General features: G+C 68.0%; 13 protein-coding genes. 9 read left to right on the forward strand and 4 right to left on the reverse strand.

Annotation, left to right across the window (positions count from 1 at the left end; genetic code table 11):
- Window positions 1-71 precede the first annotated feature (71 nt).
- The 6 genes from CCN56_RS01495 (at window position 72) to CCN56_RS01520 (ending at window position 4,245) form a co-directional block, all read left to right on the forward strand.
- A complete protein-coding gene (locus CCN56_RS01495) occupies window positions 72-371 on the forward strand; it encodes a hypothetical protein (protein ID WP_086822454.1) in 300 nt (99 codons plus the stop codon).
- Window positions 372-429: 58 nt separating this feature from the next.
- Window positions 430-759: a hypothetical protein gene (locus CCN56_RS01500; protein WP_143664393.1), complete on the forward strand. Its 330-nt coding sequence runs from the start codon at window positions 430-432 to the stop codon at window positions 757-759.
- A gap of 58 nt (window positions 760-817) precedes the next feature.
- On the forward strand, window positions 818-1,270 hold the full coding sequence (locus CCN56_RS01505; RefSeq protein WP_179199631.1) for a hypothetical protein: 453 nt from the start codon (window positions 818-820) through the stop codon (window positions 1,268-1,270).
- A gap of 170 nt (window positions 1,271-1,440) precedes the next feature.
- Complete coding sequence (locus CCN56_RS01510) at window positions 1,441-2,820, forward strand: hypothetical protein (protein WP_086822460.1); 1,380 nt, start codon at window positions 1,441-1,443, stop codon at window positions 2,818-2,820.
- A 249-nt stretch (window positions 2,821-3,069) separates the two neighbouring features.
- Window positions 3,070-3,705 carry a hypothetical protein gene (locus CCN56_RS01515; protein ID WP_086822463.1) on the forward strand — a complete coding sequence of 212 codons (636 nt, stop codon included), beginning with the start codon at window positions 3,070-3,072 and terminating at the stop codon, window positions 3,703-3,705.
- A gap of 120 nt (window positions 3,706-3,825) precedes the next feature.
- Window positions 3,826-4,245: a hypothetical protein gene (locus tag CCN56_RS01520; RefSeq protein ID WP_143664394.1), complete on the forward strand. Its 420-nt coding sequence runs from the start codon at window positions 3,826-3,828 to the stop codon at window positions 4,243-4,245.
- Window positions 4,246-4,357: 112 nt separating this feature from the next.
- On the opposite strand, the gene CCN56_RS01525 is transcribed toward CCN56_RS01520, so the two are convergent.
- From CCN56_RS01525 to CCN56_RS01540, 4 genes are all read right to left on the reverse strand, one after another.
- A complete protein-coding gene (locus CCN56_RS01525) occupies window positions 4,358-5,935 on the reverse strand; it encodes an amidase family protein (RefSeq protein WP_086822469.1) in 1,578 nt (525 codons plus the stop codon).
- On the reverse strand, window positions 5,932-7,119 hold the full coding sequence (locus CCN56_RS01530; RefSeq protein ID WP_086822472.1) for an MAB_1171c family putative transporter: 1,188 nt from the start codon (window positions 7,117-7,119) through the stop codon (window positions 5,932-5,934). Before CCN56_RS01530 ends, CCN56_RS01525 begins: the two co-directional genes overlap by 4 nt.
- A gap of 16 nt (window positions 7,120-7,135) precedes the next feature.
- On the reverse strand, window positions 7,136-7,546 hold the full coding sequence (locus CCN56_RS01535; protein ID WP_143664395.1) for a hypothetical protein: 411 nt from the start codon (window positions 7,544-7,546) through the stop codon (window positions 7,136-7,138).
- A 157-nt stretch (window positions 7,547-7,703) separates the two neighbouring features.
- Window positions 7,704-8,312 (reverse strand): hypothetical protein, encoded by a 609-nt coding sequence (locus CCN56_RS01540; RefSeq protein WP_086822477.1) that lies wholly within the window; start codon window positions 8,310-8,312, stop codon window positions 7,704-7,706.
- A gap of 349 nt (window positions 8,313-8,661) precedes the next feature.
- On the opposite strand from CCN56_RS01540, the gene CCN56_RS01545 reads away from it, so the two are divergent.
- The 3 genes from CCN56_RS01545 to CCN56_RS01555 all read left to right on the forward strand — a co-directional run.
- Entirely contained in the window at window positions 8,662-9,150 is a 489-nt protein-coding gene (locus CCN56_RS01545; RefSeq protein WP_143664396.1) for a hypothetical protein, read from the forward strand.
- Window positions 9,151-9,750: 600 nt separating this feature from the next.
- Window positions 9,751-10,827 carry an FtsX-like permease family protein gene (locus CCN56_RS01550; RefSeq protein WP_179199632.1) on the forward strand — a complete coding sequence of 359 codons (1,077 nt, stop codon included), beginning with the start codon at window positions 9,751-9,753 and terminating at the stop codon, window positions 10,825-10,827.
- On the forward strand, window positions 10,824-11,213 hold a 390-nt coding region (locus CCN56_RS01555; protein WP_143664397.1), incomplete at its 3' end, for an ATP-binding cassette domain-containing protein. The genes CCN56_RS01550 and CCN56_RS01555, both read left to right, overlap by 4 nt.

Here is an 11,213-nt window from a genome sequence, read left to right on the forward strand (position 1 = left end):
TGGTCGGACGCAGAGGTATGGAAGGAGATCGCCCGCAGCTCCTTGCCGTACCACAAGGCTTACGACTGGGGATGAGTCGCCTGTCCTGCTCCTTCTGCGTCCTCGGCTGCGAAGCCGACGTGGTCCTCGCCGCCAGGCTCCGCCCGAAGAAGGCCGCCCAGTACATCACCGTCGAGACCGAGGTCGGCACCGACTTCAAGAACGGCCTGTCCATGAGGCAGATCGTCGAGCGCGCCAATGCCCTGGACGCCGAATACGGCCCGTTGCACCGCCCTCCGCGCGGAACCGCCCTCTCCGGCTACATCGGCCGCAAGGCCACGGCCGCCTGCCTCGCCCGCGTCGACCACAACCGTCTCAGCCTCGCGACCTGACCGCCCAGCCACACCCGGCCGGAGAGCAACCGGCCACCGATCCGAACAGAAGGCACCCATGTCTAAGCACCAGTCCATGCGCTGCACCGTCTGCACCACCAGCTACGACCGCCACGCCCCCCACGAGATCGCGGGCCACACCTTCCGCATGCGCATCGGACGCCCCCGAGCCTGGCGCCTGGCCGTCTCCTGGGAGCACCAGATCGGCAGCGTCAGTTACATCTTCAGCCTCGTTCCAGCATGCAACCGCCCCCAGCGCAACGGCGGTGAACTCCTGGTCCACCGACGCACGGTGACCGGCGCGACCGAGCAGGTCCACTACTTCCGCATCCCGTCCACGCCGGACTTCTACGCCCTGCTCGACCAGACCGGTACCCCCCTCAGCTGACCCACCACCCGGGGGCCGCCTGACCGCGCGGGCGGCCCCGCTCCCAGGAGGACACCCCATGCCCCGCACCACCCGCGCCCACACCATTGCCACCCACCTGACCAACGGCGGCCTCACCGACCTCCGCCTCACTGAGGCCGATCAGCGCGACGGAGACCCCGGCCGGCACGACTCCGACGGCTTCGCCGTCCGACAGCACACTGACGGCACGGGCACAATCGTCGTCATCGCCGGGGCCTACGGCCCGGACTGGTTCGCCACGATGCGCGAGATCATTCACCGCCTGGAGCAGCCGTACATCAAGTGCACCGTCCTCACCGACGAGCCCGGCCTCGCCGATCACGAGGTCCTGGTCCGCTGGGCAACCTCGGACGAGATCCAGGAGCGCAAGCGCGCCCAGGCCCGCGCCCAGGCACCCCTGGCCGCTCTGCTCCGGAAGAACCTTGCCGCCGCCAAGGTTGACGCCGAGCGGCAGGCCCTGGAGGACGCAGGTCAGACCAGCCTGTGGTGAGCGGCGCCGGCATGCGCTGACGGTGCCGCGACAGGCACGGATCGAGAACAGCACGAAGGACGGGTCTCGCACACCAGCCGGACCCGTCCTCCCCGTACCCGCCTCGTCCGAGAGCGACGCCCACGCGCAATCTCCTCGCGCGACGGCCCCCGCGTCGGCACACTGGGCCGATGAGCCTGCTCGACGCCGCCCACTACAGCCCCGACGACATGTTGATGCACCCGCGCCACATCGCCATGCAATCAGCGCTCGCCCACCTCATCGAGCAGGTCAGGGCTATCGACTCCGCCGCAGCGGGCTACGAGTTCCAACAGGAACTTCTCGACCGGATCCTCGAAGTCGACAGGGACCGGTACGAGTTCAAGAAGGCCGCCGAGCGGATCAAGAAGGGCAAGAGCCCGCACCCAGGAGCCCCCGAACCTCAATCCGGACGCGACCTCTCCGACGAGGGGACGTGGCGGTTCGAGCACGCCGTGTGTGAGCGACTGGGCCGGCAGCTCCGATCCGTCGGCGATGCCCTCGCCTGGAGGGCCTTCGGGTTCCACCGGCCCTTCGTCCTCGCACTGAGCCGCAACGACAGCCCAGGCCCCATGCACGGCAAGTCCGGCCTCGCGGCAGAACGAGACCGCGCGGAGAGAGCCTTCAAGGACGACGGCCACTTCGCCCTGCTGCACGACGTCACCAACTGCCTGCGCATCGGCGACATCACCATCTGGGACGAGACCAACCCACCCCTCACCGAGGAGATCAAGACCAACCCCAACGCCAAGCGCAGCACTCAACTTCGGCGGGTCAACCAGGCCAGAGCCGCTATCCTCGACGGCGGGCCGCTTCCCGGCCCCGACACTGCACAGCGTTTGCACGACCTCGACCTCCCGCTGCGCACCCACCTAGACATGCTCCGCTCCGCAGCCCAGCAGGCGGCAGCGGACGGCGTCCATGCCACCGTAATACCTGGAGCCCGCGCCCTCGCCGTCGTTGACCAGCAGGCTTGTTCCCGGCATGGCCTCTCCTCCGATCAGTTCAACGACCGGTTCCAGACAGTCTTCGGAGCGGCACTCGCCAGTGCCGGCATCGCCAGCCGACGAGAAGTCCACAACTGGCACGCCACCACCCTGGATAGCACCGCCCGAGATCCGCTCCGCGTTCCTTGGGCGAACTACCCCCTCGACCCTGCCCTCTGCGCACGCATCATCGGCGACTACGTCATCTTCACCGTTGAGACCTCTGGCCCCTTGCTCACCCGCCTGCTGCGGGCCGCCGGCCTGGACGCTCACTGGATCAGACCGCCGGGCCCGCGAGCTCCCCAGCCCGGCGAAGTGTTCATGGAGATCCATCACCAGGACCAACTACAAGTCCGGCTGCTTCGCGGCGGGATGACGATGACTCCCGGCTGGACGCTTCAGATGGCGCCCTCGGAACTCGACCGCTACCTGCTCGAACTCCTTCAGCCGGGAACGTGGATCGCGGGCATCAGACACCTGTTGGCGGAACGAAAGGTCGGGCGGCCTTGGCCACACTTCCAGGACGAGCACGAGGTCTGGGTGTAACCGCCCCGCAGCGCACGACCGCAAACGGGTCGTGCGGCATGAAGCAAGCTCCGGCGCCCTTGAGCTTCCCGTACGCTCCGCGTCATGACCATATCTGCCAGTCGTCCCGCCGAGCCGCCAAGCCGTAGGGAACGCAGGAAGGCCAAGCGTCGACTGCGCGCTGAACAACGCACGGCAGCCGCTCTACTGCCCCCTGCGGCTCGATGGACGCTCGGCCTCACGGGAGCAGCAACCCTGGGTGCCGGCGCGGTGGCCGTCTTCGTCACGCAGGTTGAAGCAGGGCCCGTTGCCCTCATCACGGTGGGTGCCTTCCTGCTTCTAATCGCCGTGATGGGGAGGCGCATCGCGTCCATGTCCCTCGTCGACGGCGGACTGCAATGGGTGGAGCAGAGGGTGGAGCGGGAGATGAACGAGGCCGAGACCCCTGACCGAGCATTGGAGGTTGCCACTGCCGCCACCACCGTTGCCCCCGAGGTTCAACGCAACGAGCACATCTCGACCATGTCGCACCATGCTTACGAACAGGTCGTTGAAGAACGGCTGGTGTCAGCATTCGGTGACGCAGTTGCACATGCGGGCAACGGGCGTGGACATGATTTTGTGGTGACGCGCGGCGGCAAGAAGGTAGGGGTCGAGGTCTTCTTTGGCCGCCCGGGCAAGCCCTCCGACCCCAGCCGGATGGTCGATAAGGTGCTACGGGCCTTCGCCACGACACCAGACCTCGACGCGCTTGTCTACGTAAGCACTGCCCTTCCGCCGGCGGATCATCGCATGGCAGAGCCTGTCGACCTGGCGCAGCAGCAGGGCAAGGCGCTTAAGTACGTTCGATGGACTGACGACGGCGACACGCCAACCCTGCGTCAGGTCATCGAAGAGCTGCTGTAAACCGTCTGTCGCCGGGCCGCTACGGCAAGGGGTGGGCGGTGATCCACCCTGCGCGGCGGAATCGGCGCTGCGGCCTTGCTGGATCTTTTCTCGTCGCTGGGTTCGCGGCATGCTGCATCTATGACAGTTCCTGCCGCGCGCACTCACTCTCAGACCCATCAAGCAGGCCGACACCTTGCAGTCGCCGAGGCTCTGCTGCGAGGCATACCCGCCAAGCTCAAGGGCGCGCAGACCTACATTGAGGTGGGCGAGCATGATGCTCAAGTGATGGTGGCGACCAAGGGTGCTTGGATGATCGCGGACATCGACAAGTTCACCGCTCTGACGTGCAGTCGAGTCATCCTCGTTCACATCGAGACGGATGGTCACCGCTTCTACATTGCAGAGGGTGACAAGCTTCGCGCAGAGGTGCACACCCGGCATATGCAGTTCCTTGAGCAGGTCGGAGGCACACGCCCCCGAAACCCGGACTCGAAGAACACGGTCATCAAGCCCGCGGACGTCGCCAACTGGCGCGACCAGTGGCAGCTACTGACCTGACAACTCGAAGCAAGCGAGGCCCCGAACACTCATTAGAAGCGCATAGGTACGCGGAGCCGCGCAGACTGGGGTGTGTCCGTCCCGCACTGTGGGAACGGACACACCGAGTTAGTCACACCAGCAGCCCGGGCGCCTTTGGCACGGCCGGGAGGAGTGCGCCGAGGGCCTTCGCCGCGGCGATGACGCTGCGGTCGGCCAGGTACGGGCCGATGATCTGGATCGCCAGCGGCAGACCGTCCCGCGTTTTCCCCGCCGGCATCACCAGTGACGGCAAGCCGACCGGGGAGGCCAGGTTGATCCAGCTCGTCTGGTCGTAGAAGCTGCGCCGCACGCCGTCCACCGTGATGTGCCGGTCCGCAGCAGGGACGGACGTCTGGTCCAGGACGGCGGCCGTCGGCGCTGCCGGGGTGATCAGCAGGTCGTGCGTCTCGAAGTACGTCGCCCACTTCGCGCGGAGCTTCTGCTGCTCCTCGTCGGCGCGCGCCCAGTCGCGGTGCCGTATGGTCCGCGACTTCAGGTACAGGGCCGAGGGGGAGTCGTCGGGAACAGACTCGGCGGCCTTGACCTCTCCGGCGAACGCGGCGTCGGACGCCGTCGCCGACGAGGTGGCGTACATGAGCTGGGTGAACAGGGTGTTGCTCTTGGCGAAGTCGACGGGCCGGGACGTCTCGTCCAGGACAGCGCCGGCGGCGCGGGCCTCACGGGCCACCTGCTCCAGCAGGTCGCGGGTCGAGGAGTCCACGCGGCAGAACTCGTCGTCCGCCCAGACACCGATGCGCTGCCCGCGCAGCGTCGTCGAGACCGGGGCAGGCAGCTCGATGTGCCAGGCGTCACGGTCGGCGGGCGCGGGCGCGGCAAGGACGTCGAGCAGGAGGTCGAGGTCGTCGGCGTCCCGGGCGATCGGACCGAGCGTGAGCATGTCCGAGCTGGTGAGCCACCCGGGCGGGCGGGGGATGTGGCCGCGGGTCGGAACGATCGGGGACGAGCCCCGCGAGGTGCGGAGCGCGTAGACCCCGCAGTAAGCCGCTGGGAGGCGGAGCGATCCGGCGAGGTCGGAACCGACCTCCAGCGGGCTCATGCCGGTGGCGACGGCGACGGCCGGACCACCGGAAGAGCCACCAGCGGTGTGAGCGGACGAGAAGGGATTGCTGGTCGTCCCGAACAGGCTGTTGGAGGTCTGGAGGTCCTGGCACATCGTCGGCACGTTCGTCTTGCCGACGATGACGGCCCCGGCCTGCCGCAGGAGTGCGACGACGTCCGCGTCTCGGTCGGGGACATGGTCGGTCAGGTCCGGGCTCCCGCACGTCGTGCGCAGTCCGACGGTCTCCAGCGCGTCCTTGACCGTCATCGGCAGGCCGTGCAGCGGGCCCTGGGGTCGACCTGTCCGGGCGAGGTATTGGTCGGCCTTCTCGGCGGCAGCGCGGGCGCCGTCGACGTCCAGCGTGGCCACGGCATTAACGCCCGGGTTCACGTCGGCGTGGTGTGCCAGGACCTCGTCCAGCAGCTCCCGGGCGGAAACGGTGCCCCGCCGCAGTGCGGCGAGCTGAGCCCGGGCGCTGGAACGGTACAGGGCAGTAGCGCGGTTCATGGCGTCCTTCCCCGGGGCGGCAGAGGACGCCACGGCCACGGAGGGCAGGGAGGCGGCGGCCACGCCGGTGGCAGCCGCGGTGAGCAGGGTTCGGCGGTTCACGAGCGGGTGGCCCCCAGAGCGACGGGCTCGGGCTGCGCCGCCGGCACGGTGAAGTGGCAGGCAACCCGGACGAGGTGGCGCAGTTCCTTGCGCGGGGTGAGGGTGGACAGAGCCGCGTCGGCGTAGGCCGACGGCTTCTCCACGGGACCTTCGTGGCGCTGCACGAGCGCGGCGTGGATCTGGCGCGCGGTGACGGCGGCGACCTGCTCCCTGCCCGACCACCACCAGGGGAATGGCTGCTGCTCGGCTTCCGCGAGCGCTGCTGGGTCGAGATACGGGCGCAGCTCGATCTGGGCGTCACGGATCTCGACAGCGCGCCGGTACAGGTCGAACGAGACGTCCGTCGAGCCTTCTCCTGGTTCGACGAGGACGATGCTGGGCTCGGCGTCGGACACGGCGCGCCACAGCGGCTCCAGCGTCAGGTACTGCTGCCGCTCCTGGCGAGCAGTCCAGGCCGCCGAGATCCGGGTTGCGACGAGCGGCAGGAAGTAGCCGACCTGGGTGATCGTGGCGCCGATGTCACCGCAGATCCAGGCGTACGGCTCCAGCGGCTTCACACTGAAGCCCAACTCGGCGCCGAGGATTGCGGAGAGACGGATGCCGCTGTAGCCGAGGGTGATGACCGCGCCGACGGCGATCAGGCGGAGGCCGCGGGTGAGCCACGCGTCGCCAGCTTCCTTGGCGTACCGCCAGCAGGTACGGGCGAGGTAGATCTCAGCGACCGTGTAGGTGCACATGTACAGCAGCAGGTAGGTCTGGAAGACCGGATCGTGCGCGTAGTACAGCGTGAAGTCCGTGGGTCGCGGTGAGACCGGGGTGAGCATGGCGAACAGCACGGCCATGAGCGAGATGACCGTAACCGCCCCGGCGAGTAGCCACTGGGTACGGCGTGCGGCTACGGTCGGCGGCTTTGTCCAGTAGGCGATGACCGCGGCCTGGAGGCCGAAGACGAGGACGACGCAGCCCATCGACAAGGGGACGGCGATGTTGGTCACGCCGAGCCAGCCGTCGATCCGTATCCAGACCGGGGTCAGGGATATCGCGTAGCTGAGGGCGGAGAAGAAGTACGTGAACGCGAGCGCGGTGAGTGCGGGGTCGCGTCGGCCCGCCCGCAGGTCACGCAGGAGCAGCAGGAAGCCACTCCCCGCGATTGCCAGGCAAAGCGGGTGAAGAAGGTCTTTCAAGATTTTCTCTTACATATCAGGCACCGCGCCGCATAAGAGTGCGGGCGATGCGGTCCGCCGACTCGCTTCGCGAAGCCGGACGGCTGGTAATCACGTGCGCCTGGAGGAGGCTGCCGATGACCTCCGCCTCACGCTCGGAATCCTGGTCGTAGTGGGTACGGCCGAGGACCGTGGCCAGGAGGTCGTCGTCGAGCAGGTCAACGTCGAAGCTCTCGACGAGAAGTGCGCCCCGGTGGCCCTTGAGGAGATGGGCCAGCTCGTGGGCGATGATGTGATCTTGGTGGGCGTGGCTCGTCTCCGGGTCGTACCCGATGTAGTTCGCCCCGCCGCTGGTGATCACCATGCCGCACGGCAAGGTCCCGTCGGCCCGCTCGTGCGGCGCGATGTGGATCGGCTGCCCGATCCTCGTCTCGACGAATCCGCGCAACTCCCGAACGCTCGTCGCCGGGGGAAGGCCCAGAGACTTCACGAACTCGCGGCACTGGCCAACCAGCGGGTCGACGGTAGTCGTCTCGGTGCTGGCGGCACGGCGTCCCCGGCGCCTCATGGGTTACTCCTCGTACTGGTCGTACTTGCGCCCCGGATCAGGTGCCTGCCGGGGCGGGCGGCTCGGCGGCAGGCAGGCCTTCGAGCTGCCGAACCTGTTCGATGATGGCTGCGGCTGCGTTCAGCCCCTGGTCGGACAAGCCGACCGCTCGCATCGCGATGTTCGTCACCCGAGAGTCCTTCAGCCGCTCCAACGTGGCTGCGGTCACCCCGGCCTCGCTCAGACGCGCCAGCGTCTCCAGCTGCTCCACCATCGTCTCCGGGTTCACTCCCTGGCCCATCCGCTTGGTGAAGTTCCTGAGCTGCTGGTGCAGCTGCTCAGGCGTGGCGCCTGTGGCCTTGAGGCCGTTCAGTCGGACGATCATGGCGTTCACGGCCGCGGTGGTGGTGTCGCTCGCCCAGTAGTCCCGAGGGACACCGAACAGGTCGGCGAGCGCGTCCATGGTCTTCTTGGTCGGGTTGTCCGACCGGCCCGTCCGTAGCTGCCAGATGTACGTGGACGATGGGGCCGGCATCCCCAGCTCTCCGAGCATCCGAACGACCTGCGGGTTGGTGAAGGGCCCCCGAGGGTCATTCGTACACAGGAAGTCGAGCCGCTCCGCGAAGCTGTCCTCGTCGGGTGGTTCCTGGCTGTCGGCATCGGTCACGATGGCACCCCCCTCCTTGATTCATTTCAGTTGGCAGAAGCAGACCGGACTGCCAGCTTCCGATGGGGAGGTTATCAACTGAGATTGACACCCCCTCCGGCGGGGGTCGCGTCCGCTTTGTCTGGAATAGAGCTTCTATTGGGCGCTATACCACCCGGGATTTGGCGGGACATCTCGGGCCCCCGTTCAGCTGAGTTCAGCTGAACGGTACCCTCCGGTTTGTTCTCGGCTACGCTGTGAACTCAGGTTGCCCGCCCTGCCGTCGCGTGGGGGCTTGCGAGGTGCGAGCGGGGTCTTCTGGATGAGAGTAGACCGGGGTTCGAACTGCTATTCGAATCCACTCTTGTGGATGGGACGGATCGACGTGACGCTTTCCTCCGCTGAACGTGGCCTGCACAAGGCGCCGTTCCTGCTGTCGCTGGCTCCGTGGCGGCAACTCGCCCTGAGCCGCGAGATCACCGTGTGTCTGGGCCCGGACAAGGCGCCGGGCGTTGCTATGGAGTGTGCCGTCACGTTCGCCCGACGCACCCTGCCGATGCTCCTGGAAGACTCCCCGGCCGCGCAGGTGGTAAGCGAACAGGTCGTCGCAGTGGTCCGTGAGCTCGTCGACATCACCGCGCGAGATCGCCACGGTGCCGACCTCCTGGGGCGCATCGTGTTCGACGGTGCGCATGTCACGGTCTCCGTTGGAGAGAAGCGGGAGCCACTCCCGCAGCCCGACGAAGAACCCGGCCTCTACCTCGTGCGCGGACTTGCCGACGACATCGGTCAATACGGCGGCGACGAAGGCGGCTACGTCACCTGGGCCTCCATACCCGTCCCTGCGGCCACTCGATAGCCCCCCGGGGGTAGTTGTCGGCCTTCGCTATGGAGCCCTCAAGTGTGTGCCCTCAAGACTATTTCGCGATCATGAGGGTCGGCGCTGCCGGCGAATTCGAGTGGCTGCTTGACGGGGGCGCCCTTGCCTGCCCGAGCTCGGCGAGGTGGCGTAGTTAGAGTTCTTCCGTCGACGGTATCCAGGCGGGGTGACCCCTGTTCGGATGGAATGGCTGCCAAGACAACTTGCATCGCGATGCCAGCGGCTCGGCGGTCACTCGCAGAATGACAAGCGGAACCTGCGATGCCACACGACATGTGGTCTGCATCACAGCGATTGTCCGTATGCTGGACAGCTAGGCTGCGTGCCAGCCGCTACGCAACGACGCCCACTGCGCCCCATCTTGGCCGCCGCCGGAGTCCTTCAAGTACCCGCCGCAGAGGTTGCCTCGCGCCGTCGATCAAGACCGTCGATCGAACGTAGCCGCCAAGGTAGCCATGAAAACGCCCCTCCGGACGTTTGTGCAGGTGACAGCGATCTGCCGAATCAACCGAAAGTTTGATTGCGGAGCAATCCGTGGCGCGATGCCCGCGGGACCCCTCGCCGACCACTCTGGTCAGCATGTTCGTGGCATGGAGAGACCTGAGATTCGCCAAGGGGCGTTTCACCCTCATGGGCACCGTGATCGTGCTGATCACCCTGCTCGTGGGATTGCTGTCCGGGCTGACCGCCGGACTCGCGCGAGAGAACATCTCCGCGATCACCGGCCTGCCCGCCGACCGGCTGGCCTTCGCGGCGCCGCCGTCCGGGCAGTCGGCCTCCTTCACCAACTCGACGGTGACGGAGGAGCAGTGGCGCAGGTGGGCGGAGCGGTCCGGGGTGACGGAGGCCGACCCGCTCGGCATCCGCACCCTCAACGCGACCGTCGGGGACCGCACGGCCGCCGTCTCCGCCTTCGGCACGGAACCGGACGCGGGCCTCGCCCCCGGAACCGTCGGCGCGGGCAAGGCCGTCCTGTCCGAGTCGGCGGCGGAGGAGCTGGCCGTGCAGGCCGGCGACAGGGTTCGCCTCGGCTCGCTGGAGGTCACCGTCACGGCGGTCTCCGGCGACGCCTCCTACAGCCACACCCCCGTGGTGTGGACCTCCCTCGACGACTGGCAGAAGCTCGGCCACAGCGGCCCCACCTCGCGGGAGGAAGCCACCGTCATCGCGCTCAGCGGCGACGACGTCGACTGGGCGGCCGGTGACAAGGCCGCCGGCACCGAGGCCCGCACCCTCGACGGGGCCCTCACCGCCATAGGGTCCTACCAGGCCGAGAACGGCTCGCTGCAGCTCATGCGCGGTTTCCTCTTCGCCATCTCCGCGCTCGTCATAGGAGCCTTCTTCACCGTCTGGACCATCCAGCGCAGCGGTGACGTCGCCGTCCTCAAGGCGCTCGGCGCCTCCACCCCGTACCTCCTCAAGGACGCCCTCGGGCAGGCCGTCCTCATGCTCACCGCCGGCACCGGGCTCGGCACCGCCCTCGCGGTCGGCATCGGCGCCCTCGTCAGCGGCGGCAACGTGCCCTTCGTCCTCGAACCGCTCACCGTCCTCGGCCCGGCCGCCGTGATCGTCGTCCTCGGTGTCCTCGGCGCCGCCCTGTCCATCCGGCGGATCACCGCCGTCGACCCCCTCACCGCCCTCGGGAGCGCCCGATGAGTCTCGTCCTCGACGCCGTCACCCTCACCTACCCCGACGGCGACGGCCGGCTCACCGCCCTCGACGCCGTCTCCCTCACCGTCCCCGCCGGCACGCTCACGGCCGTCGTCGGCCCGTCCGGCTCCGGCAAGTCCAGTCTCCTCGCGGTCGCCGCCACCCTGGTGACCCCGGACTCGGGGCGGGTCGTCGTCGCCGGTACGGACACGGGGGCGCTCACCGCCGCCGCCAAGGCGGAGTTGCGGCGCGAGCACATCGGGATCGTCTTCCAGCAGCCGAACCTGCTGCCCTCGCTGAGCGCGGTGGAGCAGCTCCAGGTGATGGCCCATCTGTCGGGGCGGCCGCCGAAGTCCGTACGCGACCGGGCACTTGACCTCCTCGGCGCGGTG

Origin of the sequence: Streptomyces sp. NRRL B-24572 (genome assembly GCF_002156145.1) — a bacterium.
GTDB lineage: Bacteria > Actinomycetota > Actinomycetes > Streptomycetales > Streptomycetaceae > Streptomyces > Streptomyces vietnamensis.

Bases quoted from the DNA above. Each gene is read 5' to 3' on its own strand.
- CCN56_RS01520 (WP_143664394.1), top strand. From the start codon at position 3,826: ATGACAGTTCCTGCCGCGCGCACTCACTCTCAGACCCATCAAGCAGGC.
- CCN56_RS01495 (WP_086822454.1), top strand. From the start codon at position 72: ATGAGTCGCCTGTCCTGCTCCTTCTGCGTCCTCGGCTGCGAAGCCGAC.
- CCN56_RS01545 (WP_143664396.1), top strand. From the start codon at position 8,662: ATGGGACGGATCGACGTGACGCTTTCCTCCGCTGAACGTGGCCTGCAC.
- CCN56_RS01500 (WP_143664393.1), top strand. From the start codon at position 430: ATGTCTAAGCACCAGTCCATGCGCTGCACCGTCTGCACCACCAGCTAC.
- CCN56_RS01550 (WP_179199632.1), top strand. From the start codon at position 9,751: ATGTTCGTGGCATGGAGAGACCTGAGATTCGCCAAGGGGCGTTTCACC.
- CCN56_RS01510 (WP_086822460.1), top strand. From the start codon at position 1,441: ATGAGCCTGCTCGACGCCGCCCACTACAGCCCCGACGACATGTTGATG.
- CCN56_RS01505 (WP_179199631.1), top strand. From the start codon at position 818: ATGCCCCGCACCACCCGCGCCCACACCATTGCCACCCACCTGACCAAC.